The 20500-nt window shown below is 65.2% G+C and carries 32 protein-coding genes and 1 pseudogene; all 33 read left to right on the top strand.

Annotated elements, in window-relative coordinates; genetic code table 11:
* Window positions 1–394, top strand: a 394-nt coding sequence (locus C507_RS0108045; protein WP_018699167.1) for an EF-Tu C-terminal domain-related protein, incomplete at its 5' end; no start/stop codon positions are given.
* An 86-nt stretch (window positions 395–480) separates the two neighbouring features.
* Window positions 481–789, top strand: coding sequence for a 30S ribosomal protein S10 (gene rpsJ, locus C507_RS0108040; RefSeq protein ID WP_018699166.1), 309 nt, complete (start codon window positions 481–483; stop codon window positions 787–789).
* A 31-nt stretch (window positions 790–820) separates the two neighbouring features.
* Window positions 821–1600, top strand: a complete 780-nt coding sequence (gene rplC, locus C507_RS0108035) for a 50S ribosomal protein L3 (protein ID WP_018699165.1) — start codon at window positions 821–823, stop codon at window positions 1598–1600.
* Entirely contained in the window at window positions 1600–2220 is a 621-nt protein-coding gene (rplD, locus tag C507_RS0108030; protein WP_018699164.1) for a 50S ribosomal protein L4, read from the top strand. The genes rplC and rplD overlap by 1 nt, the downstream gene beginning before the upstream one ends.
* On the top strand, window positions 2217–2510 hold the full coding sequence (locus C507_RS0108025; protein ID WP_018699163.1) for a 50S ribosomal protein L23: 294 nt from the start codon (window positions 2217–2219) through the stop codon (window positions 2508–2510). The genes rplD and C507_RS0108025 overlap by 4 nt, the downstream gene beginning before the upstream one ends.
* Window positions 2511–2530: 20 nt before the next feature.
* Window positions 2531–3364 carry a 50S ribosomal protein L2 gene (rplB, locus tag C507_RS0108020; RefSeq protein WP_018699162.1) on the top strand — a complete coding sequence of 278 codons (834 nt, stop codon included), beginning with the start codon at window positions 2531–2533 and terminating at the stop codon, window positions 3362–3364.
* A 12-nt stretch (window positions 3365–3376) separates the two neighbouring features.
* On the top strand, window positions 3377–3655 hold the full coding sequence (rpsS, locus tag C507_RS0108015; RefSeq protein WP_018699161.1) for a 30S ribosomal protein S19: 279 nt from the start codon (window positions 3377–3379) through the stop codon (window positions 3653–3655).
* Window positions 3656–3657: 2 nt separating this feature from the next.
* A complete protein-coding gene (gene rplV / locus C507_RS0108010) occupies window positions 3658–4038 on the top strand; it encodes a 50S ribosomal protein L22 (protein ID WP_018699160.1) in 381 nt (126 codons plus the stop codon).
* A complete protein-coding gene (rpsC, locus tag C507_RS0108005) occupies window positions 4038–4748 on the top strand; it encodes a 30S ribosomal protein S3 (RefSeq protein WP_018699159.1) in 711 nt (236 codons plus the stop codon). The genes rplV and rpsC overlap by 1 nt, the downstream gene beginning before the upstream one ends.
* Window positions 4749–4782: 34 nt before the next feature.
* Window positions 4783–5196, top strand: coding sequence for a 50S ribosomal protein L16 (gene rplP / locus C507_RS0108000; RefSeq protein WP_018699158.1), 414 nt, complete (start codon window positions 4783–4785; stop codon window positions 5194–5196).
* Window positions 5197–5210: 14 nt separating this feature from the next.
* Window positions 5211–5411, top strand: a complete 201-nt coding sequence (gene rpmC, locus C507_RS0107995; protein ID WP_018699157.1) for a 50S ribosomal protein L29 — start codon at window positions 5211–5213, stop codon at window positions 5409–5411.
* 13 nt (window positions 5412–5424) lie between these two features.
* A complete protein-coding gene (gene rpsQ / locus C507_RS0107990) occupies window positions 5425–5685 on the top strand; it encodes a 30S ribosomal protein S17 (protein ID WP_018699156.1) in 261 nt (86 codons plus the stop codon).
* Window positions 5686–5755: 70 nt separating this feature from the next.
* The gene (gene rplN / locus C507_RS0107985; RefSeq protein ID WP_018699155.1) at window positions 5756–6124 is read left to right on the top strand and encodes a 50S ribosomal protein L14; all 369 of its coding nucleotides are present in this window, start codon (window positions 5756–5758) and stop codon (window positions 6122–6124) included.
* Window positions 6124–6441, top strand: a complete 318-nt coding sequence (gene rplX / locus C507_RS0107980) for a 50S ribosomal protein L24 (protein WP_018699154.1) — start codon at window positions 6124–6126, stop codon at window positions 6439–6441. The genes rplN and rplX overlap by 1 nt, the downstream gene beginning before the upstream one ends.
* Entirely contained in the window at window positions 6434–7000 is a 567-nt protein-coding gene (gene rplE, locus C507_RS0107975; RefSeq protein WP_018699153.1) for a 50S ribosomal protein L5, read from the top strand. Before rplX ends, rplE begins: the two co-directional genes overlap by 8 nt.
* Before the next feature lie 24 nt (window positions 7001–7024).
* A complete protein-coding gene (gene rpsN, locus C507_RS0107970; protein WP_018699152.1) occupies window positions 7025–7330 on the top strand; it encodes a 30S ribosomal protein S14 in 306 nt (101 codons plus the stop codon).
* A gap of 12 nt (window positions 7331–7342) precedes the next feature.
* Window positions 7343–7741 carry a 30S ribosomal protein S8 gene (gene rpsH, locus C507_RS0107965; protein WP_018699151.1) on the top strand — a complete coding sequence of 133 codons (399 nt, stop codon included), beginning with the start codon at window positions 7343–7345 and terminating at the stop codon, window positions 7739–7741.
* 45 nt (window positions 7742–7786) lie between these two features.
* Window positions 7787–8320 carry a 50S ribosomal protein L6 gene (gene rplF, locus C507_RS0107960; protein WP_018699150.1) on the top strand — a complete coding sequence of 178 codons (534 nt, stop codon included), beginning with the start codon at window positions 7787–7789 and terminating at the stop codon, window positions 8318–8320.
* 11 nt (window positions 8321–8331) lie between these two features.
* Window positions 8332–8694, top strand: coding sequence for a 50S ribosomal protein L18 (gene rplR / locus C507_RS0107955; protein ID WP_018699149.1), 363 nt, complete (start codon window positions 8332–8334; stop codon window positions 8692–8694).
* 33 nt (window positions 8695–8727) lie between these two features.
* Window positions 8728–9285 (top strand): 30S ribosomal protein S5, encoded by a 558-nt coding sequence (gene rpsE / locus C507_RS0107950; RefSeq protein ID WP_018699148.1) that lies wholly within the window; start codon window positions 8728–8730, stop codon window positions 9283–9285.
* Window positions 9286–9529: 244 nt separating this feature from the next.
* Window positions 9530–9727, top strand: a pseudogene (rpmD, locus tag C507_RS23350) (50S ribosomal protein L30); the annotation flags it as partial.
* A gap of 75 nt (window positions 9728–9802) precedes the next feature.
* Window positions 9803–10279, top strand: a complete 477-nt coding sequence (rplO, locus tag C507_RS0107940) for a 50S ribosomal protein L15 (RefSeq protein WP_018699146.1) — start codon at window positions 9803–9805, stop codon at window positions 10277–10279.
* A gap of 46 nt (window positions 10280–10325) precedes the next feature.
* Window positions 10326–11657 (top strand): preprotein translocase subunit SecY, encoded by a 1332-nt coding sequence (secY, locus tag C507_RS0107935; RefSeq protein WP_018699145.1) that lies wholly within the window; start codon window positions 10326–10328, stop codon window positions 11655–11657.
* Window positions 11654–12232 (top strand): adenylate kinase, encoded by a 579-nt coding sequence (locus C507_RS0107930; RefSeq protein ID WP_018699144.1) that lies wholly within the window; start codon window positions 11654–11656, stop codon window positions 12230–12232. The genes secY and C507_RS0107930 overlap by 4 nt, the downstream gene beginning before the upstream one ends.
* Window positions 12233–12463: 231 nt before the next feature.
* Window positions 12464–12832, top strand: a complete 369-nt coding sequence (gene rpsM, locus C507_RS0107925; protein ID WP_018699143.1) for a 30S ribosomal protein S13 — start codon at window positions 12464–12466, stop codon at window positions 12830–12832.
* A 115-nt stretch (window positions 12833–12947) separates the two neighbouring features.
* Window positions 12948–13337 carry a 30S ribosomal protein S11 gene (gene rpsK, locus C507_RS0107920; protein ID WP_018699142.1) on the top strand — a complete coding sequence of 130 codons (390 nt, stop codon included), beginning with the start codon at window positions 12948–12950 and terminating at the stop codon, window positions 13335–13337.
* A 118-nt stretch (window positions 13338–13455) separates the two neighbouring features.
* The gene (locus tag C507_RS0107915) at window positions 13456–14475 is read left to right on the top strand and encodes a DNA-directed RNA polymerase subunit alpha (protein ID WP_156829226.1); all 1020 of its coding nucleotides are present in this window, start codon (window positions 13456–13458) and stop codon (window positions 14473–14475) included.
* A gap of 64 nt (window positions 14476–14539) precedes the next feature.
* Window positions 14540–14956 carry a 50S ribosomal protein L17 gene (rplQ, locus tag C507_RS0107910; protein WP_018699140.1) on the top strand — a complete coding sequence of 139 codons (417 nt, stop codon included), beginning with the start codon at window positions 14540–14542 and terminating at the stop codon, window positions 14954–14956.
* 292 nt (window positions 14957–15248) lie between these two features.
* On the top strand, window positions 15249–16649 hold the full coding sequence (locus C507_RS0107905; RefSeq protein ID WP_018699139.1) for a DegQ family serine endoprotease: 1401 nt from the start codon (window positions 15249–15251) through the stop codon (window positions 16647–16649).
* A gap of 18 nt (window positions 16650–16667) precedes the next feature.
* On the top strand, window positions 16668–17981 hold the full coding sequence (locus tag C507_RS0107900) for a replication-associated recombination protein A (protein ID WP_018699138.1): 1314 nt from the start codon (window positions 16668–16670) through the stop codon (window positions 17979–17981).
* 162 nt (window positions 17982–18143) lie between these two features.
* The gene (crcB, locus tag C507_RS0107895) at window positions 18144–18530 is read left to right on the top strand and encodes a fluoride efflux transporter CrcB (RefSeq protein WP_018699137.1); all 387 of its coding nucleotides are present in this window, start codon (window positions 18144–18146) and stop codon (window positions 18528–18530) included.
* A gap of 27 nt (window positions 18531–18557) precedes the next feature.
* Complete coding sequence (locus C507_RS0107890) at window positions 18558–19568, top strand: RluA family pseudouridine synthase (RefSeq protein WP_018699136.1); 1011 nt, start codon at window positions 18558–18560, stop codon at window positions 19566–19568.
* An 8-nt stretch (window positions 19569–19576) separates the two neighbouring features.
* Window positions 19577–20485, top strand: a complete 909-nt coding sequence (locus tag C507_RS22320; protein WP_210162104.1) for a glycosyltransferase family 17 protein — start codon at window positions 19577–19579, stop codon at window positions 20483–20485.
* Window positions 20486–20500: the final 15 nt, after the last annotated feature.

Here is a 20500-nt window from a genome sequence, read left to right as displayed (position 1 = left end):
GCTGCTGGACCAGGGCCAGGCTGGCGACAACATCGGCGCGCTTCTGCGCGGCATCGACCGCGAGAACGTCGAGCGCGGCCAGGTGCTGTGCAAGCCGGGCTCGGTGACGCCGCACCGCAAGTTCAAGGCTGAGGCTTACATCCTGACGAAGGAAGAGGGTGGCCGCCACACGCCGTTCTTCACGAACTACCGGCCGCAGTTCTACTTCCGCACGACGGACGTGACGGGCGTGGTGACGCTTCCGGACGGCACCGAAATGGTGATGCCGGGCGACAACGTGGAGATCAATGTCGAGCTGATCGTTCCGATCGCGATGGAAGAGAAGCTCCGCTTCGCCATCCGCGAAGGCGGCCGCACCGTCGGTGCAGGCGTCGTCGCAGCAATCCTCGACTAGACCGAGCCATAGTTTCGCGGGCGCGCCGCATCCCGTCGGCGCGCCCGCTCCATTTCCCGATGCGGGCTTAACAGGCGCGAAAGAACATGAACGGCCAGAACATTCGCATCCGTTTGAAAGCGTTCGACCACCGAGTGCTCGATACCTCCACCAAGGAGATCGTGCACACGGCGAAGCGGACGGGCGCCCAGGTGCGCGGCCCAGTGCCGCTTCCGACCCGTATCGAGAAATATACGGTCAACCGCTCGCCGCATATCGACAAGAAGAGTCGTGAGCAGTTCGAGATCCGCACGCACAAGCGGCTTTTGGACATCATCGATCCCACCCCGCAGACCGTCGATGCTCTTATGAAGCTCGACCTTGCGGCCGGTGTGGATGTCGAGATCAAGCTCTAAGCGACGAGCCAGAGGGACGAGAGGCGCGGCTATGCGCTCTGCAGTGATTGCACAGAAGGTCGGGATGACCCGGGTCTACACGGAGGCTGGCGAACATGTGCCGGTGACCGTGTTGCGCGTGGAGTCGTGCCAGGTTGTGGCACACCGGACCGAAGAGAAAGACGGCTACACCGCCCTCCAGCTCGGAGCGGGCTTCGCCAAGGCGAAGAACACTCCCCGGGCGATGCGCGGGCATTTCGCGGTGGCCAAGGTCGAGCCCAAGCGGACGGTTGTCGAGTGCCGGGTTTCCCCGGACAATGTCATCGCCGTCGGTGCGGAGCTGACCGCGGACCACTTCGTGGCCGGACAGTTCGTTGACGTGAGCGGCACGTCGATCGGTAAGGGATTCGCCGGTGCCATGAAGCGGCACAACTTCGGCGGCCTGCGCGCCAGCCATGGTGTGTCGATCTCGCACCGCTCGCACGGTTCCACGGGTCAGAATCAGGACCCGGGCCGCGTCTTCAAAAACAAGAAGATGGCGGGTCACATGGGCGACGTTCGCGTCACCACCCAGAACCTGAAGGTTGTGCGCACGGATCCCGAGCGCGGCCTGATCATGGTTCAGGGTGCGGTTCCGGGCGCCAAGGGCGGTTGGATCCTGGTGCGCGACGCCGTGAAGAAGAAGCTGCCGGACGAGGTTCCGACCCCTGGCGCGTTCCGCCTGCCGTCCGACGGTTCGGACGACGCCGCGGACATCCCGCCGGCTGAGGTGGTGGATGCCGCTCCGGCCGAGACCGGTGCGGAAGACACCGCGGGCAAGGAGAACGGGTGATGGATTTCGACGTCAAAACGCTCGAGGGCGGTTCGGACGGCACGATCTCCGTTTCCGACGCGATCTTCGGTCTGGAGCCGCGCCAGGATCTGGTGCAGCGCGTGGTTCGCTGGCAGCTGGCGAAGCGCCAGGCTGGCACCCACAAGACGAAAACCCGTGGCGAGATCAACGCTACGGGCAAGAAGATGTACAAGCAGAAGGGCACCGGCCGGGCCCGTCACGCCGATCGGGCTGCTCCACAGTTCCGCGGTGGCGGCAAGGCGTTCGGTCCGGTGGTTCGCAGCCACGCTCACGACCTTCCCAAGAAGGTTCGTGCGCTCGGCCTGAAGCATGCCCTGTCGGCCAAGGCTCGCGATGGCAAGATTGTTGTCATCGCGCAGGCGGCGGCCGACGAGGCGAAGACCAAGGCGGTGCGCGAAAAGCTGGCCGGTCTCGGCCTGACCAACGCGCTGGTGGTTGATGGCGCCGAGCGCAACGACGCCTTCGTGAAGGCGGCGCAGAACATTCCGTATCTGGATCTGATCCAGGTGGCGGGGCTGAACGTCTACGACATCCTGCGCCGGGACACGCTGGTCCTGACGAAGGCGGCCGTCGAAAGCCTTGAGGAGCGGTTCAAATGAGCGACCTGAAGCATTTCGACATCATCCGCAGCCCGGTGATCACCGAAAAGTCGACCGCGCTCTCCGAGCACAATCAGGTCGTCTTCAAGGTGGCCCGCACGGCGACGAAGCCGGAGATCAAGGCCGCCGTCGAGGCGCTGTTCAAGGTCAAGGTGACCGGGGTGAACACCCAGGTTCGCAAGGGCAAGACCAAGCGGTTCCGCGGTATCGCCGGCCGCCAGTCCGACGTGAAGCGCGCGATCGTGACGCTGGCCGAAGGCCAGTCGATCGACGTGTCGACCGGACTTTGAGACGGGAAGGGCATTAGACAATGGCACTTAAGACCTACCGTCCTACTTCCCCCGGCCAGCGCCAGCTCGTGATCGTCGAGCGGTCCGGCTTGTGGAAGGGCAAGCCGGTGAAGACGCTAACCGAAGGCCTGTCGAAGTCGGGTGGCCGCAACAATGTCGGCCGCAAGACGTCGCGCCATCGCGGTGGCGGTCACAAGCGGACCTACCGCAAGGTGGACTTCAAGCGGCAGAAGTTCGACGTCCCGGCGACGGTCGAGCGCCTCGAGTACGATCCGAATCGGTCGGCTTTCCTGGCGCTGATCCGTTACGAGGACGGCGAGCTCGCCTACATTCTGGCGCCGCAGCGCCTGGCCGAGGGTGATGCTGTCATTGCCAGCCGTCAGGCTGACGTGAAGCCGGGTAACGCGATGCCGCTTTCGGCCATCCCCGTTGGCACGATCGTGCACAACGTGGAGATGAAGCCGAAAAAGGGTGGCCAGATGGCCCGGTCGGCCGGTACCTACGCTCAGATCGTGGGTCGCGACCAGGGTTACACGGTGATCCGGCTGTCGTCCGGCGAACAGCGTCGGGTTCTGGGAACGTGCATGGCCACCGTCGGTGCCGTGTCGAACCCGGACCACTCGAACACGAACATGTCGAAGGCGGGCCGCTCGCGCTGGCTTGGCCGTCGTCCGCAGACCCGTGGCGTGGCCATGAACCCGGTTGATCATCCGCACGGCGGCGGCGAAGGCCGCACGTCCGGTGGCCGTCATCCGGTCACCCCGTGGGGCAAGCCGACCAAGGGCAAGCGTACGCGGCAGAACAAGGCGACGGACAAGTACATTGTCCGCAGCCGTCACGCCCGCAAGAAATAAGAGGACAGACCCGTGGCGCGCTCTGTTTGGAAAGGCCCCTTCGTTGATGGCTTCCTGCTGAAGAAGGCAGAGAAGTCCCGGTCCTCGGGCCGGAACGAAGTGATCAAGATCTGGTCGCGTCGGTCGACCATCCTGCCGCAGTTCGTCGGCCTCACGTTCGGGGTCTACAACGGGCAGAAGCACATTCCGGTCCTCGTGAGCGAGGACATGGTGGGTCACAAGTTCGGCGAGTTCGCGCCGACGCGGACCTACTATGGCCACGGGGCCGACAAGAAGGCGAAGAGGAAATAACGATGGGCAAGCCCTCCCGGGAACGGGTGCTCGGCGACACCGAGGCGCGTGCCGTGGTGCGACGGCTCAAGGTCAGCCCTCAGAAGCTGAACCTCGTCGCGCAGCTGATCCGTGGCAAGAAGGCCGCGACCGCGCTCGCCGATCTGGAATTTTCGCGCAAGCGGATTGCGAAGGACGTGCGCAAGGCGCTCGAGTCCGCGATCGCCAACGCGGAGAACAACCACGACCTGGACGTCGACTCCCTGGTGGTGTCGGAGGCCTACGTGGGCAAGGCGCTTGTGATGAAGCGGTTCCACGCCCGCGGCCGTGGCCGCGCCGGCCGGATCGAGAAGACCTTCTCGCATCTGACCATCGTTGTGCGTGAAGTCGAGGAGGCGGCCTGATGGGTCACAAAGTCAATCCGATCGGCCTGCGTCTCGGCATCAACCGGACCTGGGATTCGCGCTGGTTCGCCGATGGCGGCGACTACGGCCAGCTGCTTCACGAGGATCTGAAGATCCGCACCTTCCTGCTGAAGGAACTGAAGCAGGCCGCGGTTTCCAAGATCGTGATCGAGCGCCCGCACAAGAAGTGCCGCGTGACGCTGCATACGGCGCGTCCGGGGGTTGTCATCGGCAAGAAGGGCGCCGATATCGACCGTCTGCGCAAGAAGATCGGCGAGATGACCTCTTCGGAGGTGCACATCAACATCGTCGAGGTGCGCAAGCCGGAGATCGACGCCACGCTGGTCGCGCTGTCGATCGCCCAGCAGCTGGAGCGCCGCGTTGCGTTCCGCCGGGCGATGAAGCGGGCGGTTCAGTCGGCGATGCGCCTCGGCGCCGAGGGCATCCGGATCAACTGTGCCGGCCGGCTCGGTGGTGCGGAGATCGCGCGGACGGAGTGGTATCGCGAGGGTCGCGTTCCGCTGCACACGCTGCGCGCCGACATCGACTACGGTACGGCCACGGCCAAGACGGCCTACGGCACCTGCGGCGTGAAGGTCTGGATCTTCAAGGGCGAGATCCTTGAGCACGACCCGATGGCGTCCGAGCGCCGGCTGACGGAAGCGGCCGAGAGCGGTGGTGGCGGCGGGCGTCGTCGCAACGACGGCTGACGCTGGCGGACTTTGAGAGAACGAGAGCAGACAAATGCTGCAACCGAAACGAACCAAATTCCGCAAGCAGCACAAGGGCCGGATCCACGGCACGGCTAAGGGCGGAACGGCGCTGAACTTCGGAGCCTACGGCCTGAAGGCCCAGGAGCCGGAGCGCGTGACGGCGCGGCAGATCGAGGCGGCTCGCCGCGCGATCACCCGCCACATGAAGCGCCAGGGCCGCGTGTGGATCCGGATCTTCCCGGACGTGCCGGTTTCGCAGAAGCCGACCGAAGTCCGCATGGGTAAGGGCAAGGGCTCGCCGGAATACTGGGCGGCGCGTGTTCATCCGGGTCGGATCATGTTCGAGATCGACGGCGTCGCCGAGGACATCGCGCGCGAGGCGCTGCGGCTCGGCGCCGCGAAGCTGCCGGTCAAGACGCGGTTCGTGCAGCGCATCGCCGAGTAGCGAGGAGAATTGGCATGAAGGCCGCGGACGTGAAGGCGAAATCCGCCGACGAGTTGCTGGATCAGCTCGCCAAGCTGAAGAAGGAGCAGTTCAACCTGCGCTTCCAGCGGGCGACGGGCCAGCTCGAGAACACCGCGCGTGTCCGGCAGATTCGCCGCGACATCGCTCGGATCAAGACGGTCCTCGGTGAGCGCCGCAAGGCCTCGGCGAGCTGACGGGAAGAAGAAGATGCCGAAACGAGTTCTGCGGGGCGTCGTCGTAAGCGACAAGAACGACAAGACTGTCGTTGTGCGTGTGGAGCGTCGCTTCACTCACCCGCTCCTGAAGAAGACCGTCCGCCGGTCCAAACGCTATCACGCCCACGACGAGGCGAATGCGTTCAAGACGGGCGACCGGGTTGTGATCGAAGAGACGCGTCCGCTGTCGAAGAACAAGCGGTGGAGTGTCATTGGCGCTCTGACGCCTTCGGGCGAGATCGTCGCCGGCTGACCCCTGGGGTCAACCGAGCGCGCTCCGCCACCAAGGGTGCGGCGAGAAGAGAGATAATAGGCGGCTCAGCATGATTCAGATGCAGACCAACCTGGACGTGGCCGACAATTCCGGTGCGCGCCGCGTCATGTGCATCAAGGTGCTCGGCGGATCGAAGCGCAAGTACGCATCGGTCGGCGACATCATAGTCGTCTCCGTCAAGGAGGCGAGCCCGCGCGGTCGCGTGAAGAAGGGTGACGTCATGAAGGCCGTCGTCGTTCGCACCGCCAAGGATATCCGCCGTCCCGACGGCAGCGTCATCCGGTTCGACCGCAACGCGGCCGTCCTGGTCAACAACAACAAGGAGCCGGTGGGCACGCGTATTTTCGGGCCAGTCCCGCGCGAGCTCCGGGCACGCAACCACATGAAGATCATTTCGCTCGCGCCGGAGGTGTTGTAATGGCCGCGCGCATCAAGAAGGGCGATACCGTCATCGTCACGACCGGACGGGACAAGGGCAAGACCGGCGAGGTCGTGCGTGTCCTTCCGCAGGAAAACCGCGCCGTCGTGCGCGGCGTCAACGTGGTGCGCAAGCACCAGAAGCAGACGCCGGCGCAGGAAGGCGGGATCATCGCCAAGGAAGCGTCGATCCACATGTCCAACATCGCGCTCGCCGATCCGACCGACGGCAAGGCGACGCGCGTGGGCTTCCGGATCGAGAACGACGGCACGAAGGTTCGCTTCGCCAAGCGCTCTGGAGACAAGATCGATGGCTGAGGCTCTCGAGGCGGACTTTGAGCCGCGCACCAAGACGATCTATCGCGAACAGGTTCGCGCCGCGCTTCAGGAGCAGTTCAACTACTCCAACACCATGCAAGTGCCGCGGCTGGACAAGGTCGTGATCAACATGGGTGTCGGCGAAGCGGTCGGGGACTCCAAGAAGGTCCAGTCCGCCGCCAACGACCTGGCGATCATCACCGGCCAGAAGCCGGTGATCACCCGGGCGAAGAACTCCATCGCGGGCTTCAAGGTCCGCGAAGAGATGCCGATCGGCTGCAAGGTGACCCTGCGCCGCGAGCGTATGTACGAGTTTATCGATCGCCTGGTGACGATCGCGCTGCCGCGCGTGCGGGACTTCCGCGGCCTGAATCCGAAGAGCTTCGATGGTCGGGGCAACTTCGCGATGGGCCTCAAGGAACACATCGTGTTCCCGGAAATCGTGTACGACAAGGTCGACCAGATCTGGGGTATGGACATCATCGTCTGCACCACGGCGCCGACGGACGACGAGGCACGCGAGCTGCTGCGCGGGTTGAACTTTCCGTTCCGCAAGTAACGGACGGAAGAAGGGACGAACGAGATGGCCAAAAAAGGTAAGATCGAGAACAACAAGAAGCGCATTCGGCTCGCCAAGCAGCTCGCCGACAAGCGTGAACGGTTGAAGTCGGTCGCGCGCGATCAGTCGCTCTCGATGGAGGAGCGGTTCGCTGCGCAGCTGAAGCTCGCCGAGATGCCGCGGAACTCCGCAAAGACCCGCGTGGTCAACCGCTGTGAGGTCACCGGTCGTCCGCGCGCTTATTATCGCAAGCTCAAGATGTCGCGTGTGGCGCTGCGCGAGCTTGGCGCCCAGGGCCAGATCCCTGGCCTCGTGAAGTCGAGCTGGTAAGGAGACGCCCCGATGGCGATGACGGATCCCCTTGGGGACATGATCACCCGCATCCGCAACGCGGCGATGCGCAACAAGTCGAGCCTTCAGACGCCGGGCTCCCGCCTGCGGATGAACGTGCTCGAGGTTCTTCAGAGCGAAGGTTACATCCGTGGCTACACCGTCACGGAGCACGAGAACGGTCGCTCTGAGATCGATATCGAGCTGAAATATTTCGACGGCGAGCCGGCGATCAAGAAGATCCAGCGGATCTCCAAGCCGGGACGTCGGGTCTATTCCTCCGTGGCGACGTTGCCGCGGGTCGCGAATGGTCTCGGTGTGTCCATTCTGTCCACGTCGCAGGGCGTCATGAGCGATCATGTTGCACGCGAGCGCAATCTCGGCGGAGAGATTCTCTGCCAGGTCTTCTAGCGGCATCGGTCGCGGAAGACAGGCGGGGTCTCGAGGAGTTTTGGGATGTCACGTGTAGGTAAAAGGCCGGTTGCGCTTCCAAAGGGCGTCACGGCGAAGATCGACGGCCAGACCGTCATCGTGAAGGGGCCGAAGGGCGAGCTGTCCTTCACGGTGCCGGACGTCGTTACCCTGTCGGAGGGTGAGGACGGCATCACGGTGACCCCGGTCGACGAGAGCAAGAAGGCGCGCTCGATGTGGGGTCTGTCCCGCTCGATGATCGCCAACCTGGTGCAGGGCGTCACCGATGGCTTCGAGCGCAAGCTCGAGATCAACGGTGTCGGCTATCGCGCCTCCATCCAGGGCAAGAATCTGCAGCTGGCCCTCGGCTTCTCGCACGAAGTGCTGTATCCGATCCCGGAAGGGATCCAGATCCAGTGTCCGAAGCCGACGGAAATCGTCGTCAACGGCATCGAGAAGCAGCGTGTTGGCCAGGTCGCCGCGGAGATTCGCGAGTTCCGTCCGCCGGAGCCCTACAAGGGCAAGGGCGTGAAGTTTGCGGAAGAGCAGATCATCCGCAAAGAAGGCAAGAAGAAGTAAGGACGACGACGATGGCCAAGGGTCTGAGCCGGACGAACCGCCGTACGATGCGGGTCCGTCGCACCATCCGGTCGGCCGCCAACGGGCGGCCGCGGCTGAGTGTGTTCCGTTCGTCCAAGCACATCTACGTGCAGGTGATCGACGATGCCGCCGGCAACACGGTTGCCGCCGCCTCGACGCTCGACAAGGATCTTCGCGGGTCCCTGAAGACGGGTGCCGATACCGCGGCTGCGGCAGAGGTCGGGCGCCTGATCGCCGAGCGCGCCAAGAAGGCGGGCGTGTCCAAGGTCGTGTTCGACCGCGGCGGCTACATCTACCACGGCCGGGTCAAGGCACTGGCCGATGCCGCCCGCGAGGGCGGGCTGGAATTCTAAGTATCCGCGCGAGCCGGACCAACTGACGGAAGGATGAAGAACATGGCGCGGGATAATCGCGACGAGCGCGACAGCGAATTCGTCGACAAGCTCGTCCACATCAATCGTGTGGCCAAGGTGGTCAAGGGCGGCCGCCGCTTCGGCTTTGCGGCGCTCGTGGTCGTCGGCGACCAGAAGGGCCGGGTCGGCTTTGGTCACGGCAAGGCGCGCGAAGTGCCGGAAGCGATCCGCAAGGCGACGGAAGCTGCCAAGCGCAGCATGATCCGGGTGCCGCTGCGCGAGGGTCGTACGCTGCATCACGACGTGAACGGGCGCTGGGGCGCCGGCCGCGTCGTCATGCGGGCCGCTCCGGCCGGTACCGGCATCATCGCCGGCGGTCCGATGCGTGCCGTGTTCGAGACCCTGGGCGTCCAGGACGTCGTGGCCAAGTCGCTGGGGTCGTCCAACCCCTACAACATGGTTCGCGCCGCGTTCGAAGGGCTCAAGACCGAAGACAGCCCGCGCTCTGTCGCGGCCCGTCGCGGCATCAAGGTTGCCTCCCTGCAGGCCCGTCGTCGCGATGTCGACGCCGACGCCGCCGCGGACGCCTGAGGCACCCGTCTGGAATTGGCAGCGCCGCAGCGCGGTTGTGACGCGCGGCTGGCCGTTGGAGAGTTGAATGGCAAAGGCACCGAAGACCACCGACGAGGCGGAGACCGCCGAAACGGCGCCGAAGGCGAAGCCCGCGGCCGCCAAGAAGCCGGCTGCCAGCAAGGCAGCTGCCAAGCCGGCCGCCGCCAAGGCTGACGCGGAAACCGCGGCGAAGAAGCCGGCGACGAAGAAGCCGGCCGTTAAGGCCGAGAAGAAGGCAACCTCCGGCAAGACCGTTACGGTCGAGCAGATTGGCAGCCCGATTCGCCGTCCTGCCGACCAGCGGGCGACGCTCGTCGGTCTCGGCCTCAACAAGATGCACCGCCGGCGCACGCTGGAGGACACTCCCGCCGTGCGCGGCATGATCGCAAAGGTGAGTCACCTCGTTCGCGTTGTCGAATAAGGCTCACGAAAATTTGGTTTAGTGCGCATCCGGCCGACCAGAGCGCCGCGCCGGATTGTGCTCAAGGAGACGGCCATGAAGCTGAACGAGATCAGCGACAATCCGGGATCCGTGAAGGATCGCAAGCGCGTCGGTCGCGGTATCGGCTCGGGCAAGGGCAAGACCGCCGGTCGCGGCGTGAAGGGCCAGAAGTCCCGTACCGGTGTGGCGATCAAGGGCTTCGAGGGCGGCCAGATGCCGCTGCATCGTCGCCTGCCGAAGCGCGGCTTCACCAACATCTTCGCCAAGGACTGGAACGAGGTCTCCGTCGGCCGCGTGCAGACCGCGATCGATGCGGGCAAGCTCGACGCGAAGGCGCCGATCGACATCGCGGCCCTGGTCACCGCCGGCGTTTGCCGCCGCGCGAAGGACGGTGTCCGCCTTCTTGGCGACGGCGAGATCAAGGCCGGCGTGACCCTGGTTGTGGACGGAGCGTCGCAGTCGGCCGTCAAGGCGGTTGAAAAAGCCGGCGGGAAGGTCGAGATCAAGTCGCAGGACAAGCCGGCGGACTGATTGCCGCGATCGTCCTCCCGCGCACTCTCCTGATCCGGAACGCTCCATGGTATCGGCTGCCGAACAACTCGCGTCCAATCTGAACTTCTCCGCCTTCGCAAAGGCGGAGGAGCTCAAGAAGCGGATCTGGTTTACCCTCGGCGCACTGATCGTCTACCGCGCGGGCACCTACGTCCCGCTGCCGGGTATCGATCCGGCGGCGCTGGCTCAGGCGTTTAACCAGGCCTCCACCGGTCTCCTCGGCATGTTCAACATGTTCGCGGGCGGCGCGGTTGGGCGCATGGCGATCTTTGCCCTGGGCATCATGCCCTACATCTCCGCCTCCATTATCATTCAGCTCCTGACCACGGTCGTGCCGCGGCTGGAACAGCTGAAGAAGGAGGGCGAGCAGGGCCGGAAGATGATCAACCAGTACACCCGGTACGGTACCGTGGTGCTGGCGATCTTCCAGGCTTACGGCATTGCCGTGGGTCTTGAGGGCGCGGGTTCGATCGTCACCGATCCGGGCTGGTTCTTCCGGGCTACGACCGTGGTGACCCTGGTCGGCGGTACCGTGTTCCTGATGTGGCTGGGCGAGCAGATCACCGCCCGCGGCGTCGGCAACGGCATTTCGCTGATCATCTTCTCCGGCATCGTTGCCGGCCTGCCGAGCGCGCTTGCCGGAATGCTCGAGCTGGGCCGCGAGGGGGCGTTGCCAACGGCGATCATCCTCGGAGTGATCGTGTTGGCCGTCGTCGTGATCGCGTTCATCGTCTACATGGAGCGCGCCCAGAGGCGGCTGCTGATCCAGTATCCCAAGCGCCAGGTGGGCAACCGGGTGTTCCAGGGCGAATCCTCGCATCTGCCCCTGAAGCTCAACACCTCCGGCGTGATCCCGCCGATCTTCGCGTCGTCGCTGTTGCTGGTGCCGGCGACGTTGACCAGCTTCTCGGCCGGAACAGGCCCTGGCTGGGTGACGACCATGACGTCGCTGCTCGGCCACGGCCAGCCGCTGTTCATGGTCATCTACGCGGCGCTGATCATCTTCTTCGCCTTCTTCTACACGGCGATCGTGTTCAATCCGGCGGACACGGCCGACAATCTGAAGAAGCATGGCGGCTACATTCCGGGCATTCGGCCCGGCGAGCGGACCGCCGAGTATATCGACTACGTGCTGACGCGGATCACGGTGGTCGGGGCGATCTACCTGGTGATCGTCTGCCTCTTGCCTGAGTTCTTGATCTCCGCGACGGCCGTTCCCTTCTACTTCGGTGGCACCTCGCTGCTGATCGTGGTGAGCGTCACGATGGACACCGTCGCACAGGTACAGGGCCATCTGCTCGCCCACCAGTACGAAGGGCTCGTGAAGAAAGCCAAGCTAAGGGGCAGGCGGCGATGAGACTGATCCTCCTCGGACCTCCGGGGGCCGGCAAGGGTACGCAGGCCCAGAAGCTCGTCGATCAGCACAACCTGGTTCAGCTGTCCACTGGCGACATGCTGAGGGCCGCCGTTAAGGCCGAGACGCCGATCGGTCTCAGGGCCAAGGCCCTTATGGATGCGGGCGAGCTGGTGCCTGACGAGGTGGTGGTCCAGATCGTCTCCGAGCGGCTCGACGAGCCGGATTGCGGAAACGGTTTCATCCTCGATGGCTTCCCGCGGACCGTTCCCCAGGCTGAGGCTCTGGATGCGCTCCTGGAGCGCAAGCGGCTGCAACTCGATGTCGTGATCGAGCTGGTCGTGGACGAGGATGCCCTGCTCGACAGGGTCAAGAAGCGTGCCGCGGAGAGCGGGGACAATGTCCGCTCCGACGACAACGCGGACGCCCTGAAGAAACGGCTCGACGTTTACCGGGCCCAGACTGCCCCGCTCGCGCAGTTCTACCGCGAGAAGGGATTGCTGAAGCAGGTCAACGGGATGGCTGCGATCGAGGAGGTCTCGTCCGAGATCGACCGCATCTTTGTCGAGGTCGGCTAGCGGACGGTCCGGTCAGCCCGGAATCACGCCGCTTGACGGCACCGTTTCGCATCCGCTACTAAGCCGGTCCAATCGGATATCCGCGAGGGGATCGGCGCCGGGAACCGGAAGGTGACCTGAGCGGCGGCTTTTTGCATTTGGCCCACCAATGCGGGGCCCCAGTCCGGCCGTCGTGCCGGGAAGACAAGAGACATCTCGAGCCCGGACCTCGAGAACGAAGGAGAGACAAGCGTGGCCCGCATTGCAGGCGTCAACATTCCGACGAACAAGCGCGTCGTCATCGCGCTCCAGTACATCCACGGCATCGGCGAGGCGAAGGCCCGCGAGATCGCCGAGAAGGCCAACGTCGCCGCCGAGCGTCGCGTGAACGAGCTGTCGGACGCCGAAGTCCTTCACATCCGCGAGGTGATCGATCGCGACTATCTGGTCGAGGGTGATCTCCGTCGCGAGACGGCGATGAACATCAAGCGGCTGATGGACCTGGGCTGCTACCGCGGCCTGCGCCACCGTCGCGGCCTGCCGGTGCGGGGGCAGCGGACCCACACCAACGCACGGACCCGGAAGGGCCCGGCCAAGGCCATCGCTGGCAAGAAGAAATAACATCTGACCAATCGGCGCGAACGCCGCCGCCTCCTCGACGGAGGCTGGCGATTGCGCCGATCCGGTGGAGCCGCCGGGATTACGGCGGTGTCGAGATCGAACAAGGAAGACCAAAATGGCGAAGGACACGACGCGGGTTCGCCGGCGTGAACGCAAGAACATCACGTCGGGCGTGGCCCACGTGAACGCATCGTTCAACAACACGATCGTCACCATCACCGATGCCCAGGGCAATGCGATTTCCTGGTCGTCGGCCGGTGCAATGGGCTTCAAGGGTTCGCGCAAGTCGACGCCCTATGCCGCGCAGGTCGCCGCCGAGGACGCCGCGCGCAAGGCCAGCGAGCATGGCATGCGCACCCTCGAGGTCGAGGTGACCGGGCCCGGTTCCGGTCGTGAGTCGGCGCTGCGTGCCCTGCAGTCCGCCGGGTTCACCATCACATCGATCCGCGATGTGACCCCGATCCCGCACAACGGCTGCCGTCCGCGCAAGCGTCGGCGCGTGTGATCCTCGCCTGGGGTCATCGGCCGGTTCCGGCCCGACCCGTACAAATTCCCGCTCAGGCGGGCATGGCGACCCCGGTCCGTCGGGGTCGCCATCGGACAAGCGAAAAGGTGCGACGGTGATCATTCAGAAGAATTGGCAGGAGCTCATCAAGCCGAACAAGCTTGACGTGAAGGCCGGCTACGAGCCTGGCCGGACCGCCACGCTCGTGGCAGAGCCGCTGGAGCGCGGCTTCGGCCTGACGCTCGGCAACGCGCTGCGCCGGGTTCTGTTGTCGTCCCTGCAGGGTGCTGCGGTCACGTCCGTCCAGATCGACGGCGTGCTGCACGAGTTCTCCTCGATTGCTGGCGTTCGCGAGGACGTCACGGACATCGTGCTGAACGTCAAGGAAATCGCCGTCAAGATGCAGGGCGAGGGTCCGAAGCGCATGGTCGTGCGCAAGCAGGGCCCGGGCGTCGTGACCGCCGGCGACATCCAGACTGTTGGCGACGTGGAGATTCTTAACCCCGACCACGTGCTGTGCACGCTGGACGAGGGCGCCGACATCCGCATGGAGCTGACGGTCAACACCGGCAAAGGTTACGTTCCGGCGGACCGCAACCGTCCCGAGGACGCCCCGATCGGCCTGATTCCGGTCGACAGCCTCTACTCGCCGGTGAAGAAGGTCTCCTACAAGGTCGAGAACACCCGTGAGGGCCAGGTTCTGGACTTCGACAAGCTGACGCTTTCGGTCGAGACCGACGGATCGCTGTCGCCCGAGGATGCCGTCGCCTATGCCGCGCGCATCCTTCAGGACCAGCTGGCGATCTTCGTCAACTTCGAGGAGCCGCAGAAGGCGGAGGTCCGCGAGGACGTTCCGGAGCTTGCCTTCAACCCGGCCCTTCTCAAGAAGGTGGACGAGCTGGAGCTGTCGGTTCGGTCGGCGAACTGCCTGAAGAACGACAACATCGTCTATATCGGCGACCTGATCCAGAAGACCGAGGCGGAGATGCTCCGTACTCCGAACTTCGGCCGCAAGTCGCTGAACGAGATCAAGGAAGTCCTCGCCCAGATGGGTCTCCACCTGGGCATGGAAGTCACCAATTGGCCGCCTGAGAACATCGAAGAGCTGGCCAAGCGTTACGAAGATCATCACTATTGAGGATCGGCCGGCGGGCTGACCGGTCCGCCGTCGTCCTCCAGAACACGTTGCGAGGAGTGAACCCATGCGCCATGGCAAGAGTGGCCGCAAGCTCAACCGGACGTCCAGCCACCGTAAGGCGATGTTCGCCAACATGGCTGCGGCGCTGATCGAGCATGAGCAGATCATCACCACCCTGCCGAAGGCGAAGGAACTCCGCCCGGTTGTCGAGCGTCTCGTGACGCTCGCGAAGCGGGGCGACCTTCATGCGCGTCGCCAGGCGGTGAGCCAGGTTCGCGACGTCGCGGCCGTCACCAAGCTGTTCGACACGCTGGGCCCGCGCATGGCGGACCGTCCGGGCGGCTATATCCGGATCATGAAGGCGGGCTACCGCCACGGAGACAGCGCGCCGGTCGCAGTGATCGAGTTCGTCGATCGGGATCCGGAAGCACGCGGCGCGGCCGATCGGGCTCGTCTCGTGGCTGAGGAAGAGGCCGCGTAAGGCGTCCGACGACGGCCAGCAACGGCCGCCGGCACCGAGAATGACGCGCCCCGCATGATCCGTCATGCGGGGCGTTTCCGTTTGTGCCGCACCTGCCACTCCGGTGCCCGGTTTTCGCTTTACCTGCTGACGTGCTGTCGGAACCGTGAGCGCCTTTTCCTTGCGCGCTCTCCCTCAGCCTGATTCAAGATTTTTTCTGCCCCAGAAGATGCGGAAAGGTGATCCGTTGCGCGCCCAAGTTTCTTCCACAGTCGGTCGTTTCCTTGTCCGGTACGTCAGGCGCACTGCCGCCGTGGTTGCTCTCGTGGGCGCCGCCTCCATGATCGTGGCGACCGCTGCCGCCCAGGAGCGGGTGGTTCCGCAGAGCGAGGCGGAGATCCAGCTTTCCTTCGCCCCTGTCGCCAAGAACGCGGCGCCTGCCGTGGTGAACATCTATGCTTCGCGCAAGGTCCGCGCACCCCGGTCGCCGTTGTTCGACGATCCCTTCTTCCGGCACTTCTTCGGCGATCCGCGCCAGGGAGGCGGGAATCGGGCGCCCGAACGGATGCAGAAGTCGCTTGGGTCCGGCGTGATCGTGTCGAGCGACGGCGTCGTTCTGACGAACAACCACGTGATCAACGACGCTGACGAGATCCGAGTTTCGCTGTCCGACCGGCGCGAGTTCGACGCGGAGCTGATCCTCAAGGACGAGCGCACAGACCTCGCGGTTCTCAAGCTTGATACGGACGGCGAAGAGTTCCCAACCATCCAGTTCGCCGATTCCGACGAACTGGAGGTGGGCGACCTGGTGCTGGCGATCGGCGATCCGTTCGGCGTCGGGCTGACGGTAACCCAGGGGATCGTGTCCGCGCTTGCACGGACCCAGGTCGGCATCACCGACTATCGCTTCTTCATCCAGACCGACGCGGCCATCAATCCGGGCAACTCCGGCGGCGCGCTGGTCAACATGAAGGGGCATCTCGTCGGCATCAACACGGCGATCTATTCCCGCTCGGGCGGGTCGCTGGGTATCGGTTTCGCGATTCCCGCTAACATGGCCCGCCTGATCGTGGACTCCGCGCTGGCTGGGGGCGGCATCGAACGTCCCTGGTTCGGGGCGTCCATGCAGGCCGTGACCAGCGACATTGCGGACGGGCTCGGCCTCGACCGCCCCCGCGGTGCGCTCATCACCCGCGTCATCGAGGGCAGCCCGGCGGATGATGCCGGCTTCCGAGCCGGCGATCTTATCCTCGCCATCGCGGGGCAGGGCATCGACGATCCGGATGCCTTCGGCTACCGCTTCGTCACCAAGGGCGTGAATGGCACGGTGGACATGCGCGTGCTGCGCAATGGCCGGGATCTGACGATCGCGGTCAGCCTGGAGGCACCGCCGGAGACGACACCGCGCGACACCCGCGAAATCGAGGGCTATTCGCCCTTTACCGGGGCGACCGTGATGAACTTGTCGCCCGCTGTGGCGGAAGAGGTCGGCATCGATTTTGTCGAGGATGGTGGCGTTGTCGTCGCCGAGGTGGCTTCGGGTTCGCCAGCAGACCGGATCGGCCTTCGCCGGGGTGATATTCTCGTTGAGGTGAACGGCGATGCCATCGAATCGACCGGCCTCCTTGCGGACCTGGCCTCCGAACGTCCGCGGGTCTGGCGGGTGAGCATCGAGCGGGATGGCCGGGTGATGCAGATGGCGTTCCGCGGCTGAGCCGGGCGCGACAGACTGATGGCGGATCTCTTCACCTCGGCGGGTATGGACCGGGAAGCGCCGCGGCCGCTGGCCGATCGACTTCGTCCTGGAGCGCTGGATGCGGTCGTGGGGCAGCCGCACCTCGTCGGTCCCGACGGGACGCTCACGCGGATGCTGCGCTCCGGCCGCGTCGGCTCGATGATCTTCTGGGGACCGCCCGGCACCGGCAAAACCACGGTGGCTCGCCTTCTCGCGGGAGCCACAGACCTGCACTTCGAGCAGATCTCGGCCATCTTCTCCGGCGTGGCTGATCTCAAGAAGGTGTTCGAGGCGGCGCGCGGTCGCAGGATCACGGGCAAGGGTACGCTTCTCTTCGTCGACGAGATCCACCGCTTCAACCGTGCCCAGCAGGATGCCTTCCTTCCGGTGATGGAGGATGGGACGGTTACTCTCGTCGGAGCGACGACGGAGAACCCGTCCTTCGAACTGAACGCCGCGCTCCTGTCTCGGGCGCAGGTGCTCACCTTCCGCAGCCTCAATGGAGAGGCTGTCGCGTCGCTTCTGGTGGCGGCCGAAGCGGCCGAGGGGCGGCCGCTGCCGCTCGATGCCGGCGCCCGGGAGAGCCTCGTACGCATGGCAGACGGCGACGGGCGCGCCGCGCTGTCGCTTTCGGAAGAGGTCTGGCGGGCTGCGGGCGAGGGCGAAGAACTGACGGCCGATGCGCTGCAGGCGGTCCTCCAGCGCCGTGCGCCGATCTACGACAAGTCGCGCGACGGCCATTACAACCTGATTTCCGCGCTTCACAAGGCGGTGCGTGGCTCAGATCCCGATGCGGCGCTCTATTATCTTTGCCGGATGCTGGACGCCGGCGAGGACCCGCTCTTCCTCGGCAGAAGACTGGTTCGCATGGCGTCAGAGGACATCGGGCTTGCCGATCCCAACGCTTTGGTCATCACCAATGCCGCGAAGGACGCCTACGACTTTCTCGGCTCGCCGGAAGGGGAACTGGCCCTTGCCGAGGCCACGGTTTACCTGGCCATCGCGCCGAAATCGAACGCCGTCTACAAGGCCTACAAGGCGGCCGTGAAGGTGGCGAAGGAAGGCGGCTCGCTGCTGCCGCCCCGGCACATCCTGAATGCCCCGACGAAGCTGATGAAGAGCGAAGGCTATTCCGAAGGCTACCAGTACGACCACGATGCCCCGGACGCCTTCTCCGGCCAGGATTATTTCCCGGAGGAGCTTGGCCGGCAGTCCTTCTACCGGCCGACGCCCTATGGCCGGGAGGCTGCGATCGGCGAGCGGCTCGAATGGTTGCAGGCGTTGCGCCGCAAGCGGCAGGGCGGCGACTGATCCCGGCCGGGCTCGTCGTTTTGGCGAAGCGGGCGGGTCCTGCCGTCCAGCGATCGTTTTCAATTGACGGCAGCCCGGATATCGTGCCCGAAAGGCGCCACAGCCCGGCCAACCCAGGAACCGGCGCCCTCCCGCCACCCCAAGCCCAGGAGCCCGTCGACGATGCGCGAAGTTCTGCTCGTGGCGATCGGCGGGGGCATCGGCGCGAGCCTGCGCCACCTGGTCGGGGTCGCCGCGATCCGGGTGATGGGCGTGGGTTTCCCGTGGGGAACGCTGACGGTGAACGTCCTCGGTTCGTTCGCCATGGGGCTGCTTGTCGCGATCCTCGCGCGCTACGAGCCGGATGTCGGAGCCCGAGAGCTGCGCCTCCTGCTCGGCGTTGGCGTGCTCGGCGGCTTCACCACCTTCTCCTCCTTTTCCCTCGATGCCGGTGTCCTGTATGAAGGCGGCCACGCGACAACCGCGGCCCTCTACGTGGTGGGCTCGGTCCTGCTGGGCCTGGCGGCCCTCTTTGCCGGCCTCGGCCTTGTGCGCTGGGTGGCTCCGTGAGCCGCCGCGAAGAAAGTTTCACCTGACATGGCCGCGATAGAGACCAAGCACGTGGATGCGGACGAGAACGGCATGCGCCTCGACCGCTGGTTCAAGACGCATTATCCGGGTCTGGCGTTCGGGCAACTCCAAAAGCTGGTGCGGACCGGGCAGGTGCGCGTCGATGGCGCGCGGGTGAAAACCTCCACGCGGCTGGAGACGGGCCAGGCGGTCCGCGTTCCGCCGATGGCGACCAGCGCTCCCGCGGCCCCGGCCGTACGCACCGGGAAGACCGAGGACCGGGGTGCGCTCGAAGCGCACCTGCTGCACGAGGACCGGGAGGTCCTGGTGTTCAACAAGCCGGCCGGCCTTGCCGTGCAGGGCGGTCCCGGCCTGACCCGTCACGTCGATGGTCTCCTGGAAGCCTGGCGCGACAAGAAGGGCCAGAAGCCGCGCCTTGTCCATCGGCTCGACCGCGACACGTCCGGCGTGCTTCTCGTTGCCAAGACGCGCAAAGCGGCGGCGGAACTTGCGGGTTCTTTCCGCGCGCGTACCACCCGCAAGCTCTATTGGGCGCTGGTCAAGGGCGTTCCCAAACCCCGCGAGGGGCGCATCTCGACCTACCTCGCCAAGGAGGGACCGCGCGAGGCGGAGCGGATGGCCATCGTTCGCCATGGCGAGCCCGATGCCGTCCATGCCGTCAGCCACTACGCCGTGGTGGAGCAGGGCGCCCAGAAAGTGTCCTGGCTGGTGATGCGGCCTGTGACCGGCCGCACGCATCAGCTGCGTGCCCATGCCGCCCATATCGGCCATCCGATTGTCGGCGACCCGAAATATTTCGATATCCAGAACTGGGATCTGCCGGGCGGCATACAGAACAAGCTCCACCTGCACGCCCACCGGCTGGTGATCCCGCATCCGGCCGGCGGGCTGTTGGACGTCTCCGCGCCTCTGTCGGCGCACATGCAGCAGACCTGGAACCTCTACGGCTTCGACCCGGAGCGTGCCCTGGAGGTGGAGGACGAAGCCGCGGTGCTGCGTACTCCCAAGTCGGGCTGACGGACATGATGGCTGAAGTCCGGAACCTGCGCGCGCGCCGCGCCGATGAGCCGCGCATCTACGACTGCTTCCTGTTCTTCCGCGAGCTCGATCTCCTCGAGATCCGGCTGACGGAGCTCTACCCGGTGGTCGACACCTTCGTTATCGTCGAGGCCCGACGGGACTTTGCCGGCAACGAGAAGCCGCTGGTGTTCAAGGCCAACCGGAACCGGTTCGCGGCCTTTGCCGACAAGATCCGACACGTCGAGGTGCTCGATGAACCGGAAAACGCGGAGCAGCGCTGGGTTCGCCAGGCCCATCAGCGCCGCGCCATGATGACCGGTCTGGAGGACGCGCGGCCCAACGATTTCATCATGGTCTCCGACCTAGATGAAATCCCGTCAGCGAAGACCGTGGAGCGCCTGAAGCGGGAGCGGCGCACCGACACGGTCCACTTCTTCAACCAACCGCTGCACCGCTTTTATCTGGATATCCGCGACAGCGGCGGCGCCGGCTGGACCGGGACCCGCGCAGTGCGCAAGCGCGCCATGATCGATCCAACCCGGCTCAGGAAACTGAAACCGCGCAACTATCCCGGCGCGCCGCGCGCCTACGAGTCGCTCTACTGGGCCTACCGGAGCTGGTCGGAATTCGGTTCTTTCACGCGCCGCGTCTGGTACCCGGAAGCCGGATGGCACTTCTCTTCGCTCGGCGATGACGACTATCTGGCTGCGAAGGACGTGGCCATCATCTACGACGAGACCAGCGGCCACACTCGCATGACAGCGGATGACTGGCACCGCGAGCGCGAACGGCTCGTCATGACGCTGGGTGAGCCTGAATGGGTTGAGGACCGTCGGGCCTTGCCGCGCGCGGTGCGTGAGGACCCCGAACGCTACGCCCGGTATTTCCATCCTGGCGGTCCGCCGTTCGGTTGATTCAAAACCGGCTAA

Source organism: Amorphus coralli DSM 19760, assembly GCF_000374525.1.
Lineage (GTDB): Bacteria > Pseudomonadota > Alphaproteobacteria > Rhizobiales > Amorphaceae > Amorphus > Amorphus coralli.
This window is presented reverse-complemented; position numbering and strand designations above follow the sequence as displayed.